At 59.7% G+C, this 1,121-nt stretch carries 1 protein-coding gene; it reads left to right on the top strand.

Annotation, left to right across the window (positions count from 1 at the left end; all coding sequences use genetic code 11):
• The first annotated feature begins 138 nt into the window (after nt 1-138).
• Entirely contained in the window at nt 139-1,071 is a 933-nt protein-coding gene (locus MHX64_RS11850; RefSeq protein WP_239357645.1) for an IS3 family transposase, read from the top strand.
• Nucleotides 1,072-1,121: the final 50 nt, after the last annotated feature.

Raw genomic sequence — 1,121 nt, forward strand, 5'->3', positions numbered from 1 at the left:
GAGCTGTCCACCGCGGCGAAAGCCGCTGTGGTGGTTGCCCTCACGGACGCCCACGGGTTTTCCATCGCTCGAGCATGCGCGGTTGTCGGGATTGCGCAGTCGACGTTTTACTACCACCGACACAAACACACGCAGGTAGTGCAACAGCGCGAACAGCGCCACGCTGCACTCAAACCGCTGATCTTGCAGGCAGCCGCCGAATCCGGGCAAAGCTACGGCTACCGGCGCATCCACGCCTGGCTGAAGATCATGGGGCATACGGTGTCGGAAAAGATCGTGCGCACCCTCATGAAAGAGCTTGGGTGCCGCCCACCGGCGAAGGCGTCTGACAAGTACTCCTCCTACACCGGTGAAACCGACCACAAACCGGCAAACCTGCTGCTGATCACCCCACCCGACAGCAGCGACGGGGATGCGGATTCGGATGTGGCCCGGCCGGTTGTTGCACCGTCGCAGTATTTCATCGACCACGCCGACACTCAGGGGCTTACCCACGATTTCCACGCGGATGCCCCGTGGGAGAAAATCGGCACCGACGTCACCGAAATCCACTGCCCAGACGGGAAGTTGTTCCTGTCGGCAGCGATCGATTTCTACGACGGGATGCCGATTGCGGTCACCATGTCGACGTCGCCGAATCACGACTTGGTCGCCGAGATGATCGCGCGAATCGACGAGGTAAAACCCGACGGTGCGCAACCGATTATCCATTCCGACCGTGGCGGGCTCTACCGCAGTGAACGCTGGGTCAGCCTGATCACCGACCACACCCACAACATCCTGGATTGCCCCGACTGCCAGGCCGATGCGTGGTGCGACAACCGGTGGCGATACATCCCGTCACTGTCACGCAAAGCCACCAGCGGCGACAACGCGCGCACCGAAGGCTTCTTCGGCACGATGAAACAAGAACTGCTCAAAGGCAGGCCTGTGGTGTCAACGATGACGGTGGAGCAAATGCGCGACTATATTGACACCTACATCGACTTCTACATTCACAGACGATTGAAGTCGACACTCGGCGACGGCTACACCACCATCGCCGAACACCGACAAGCACTGAGTGCATAACAACGAGACAAAGTCCCCCAAATGCACTCCAAGAATTTGTCCGCATCCCC

Source organism: Corynebacterium sp. ACRPZ, assembly GCF_022346205.1.
GTDB lineage: Bacteria > Actinomycetota > Actinomycetes > Mycobacteriales > Mycobacteriaceae > Corynebacterium > Corynebacterium lehmanniae.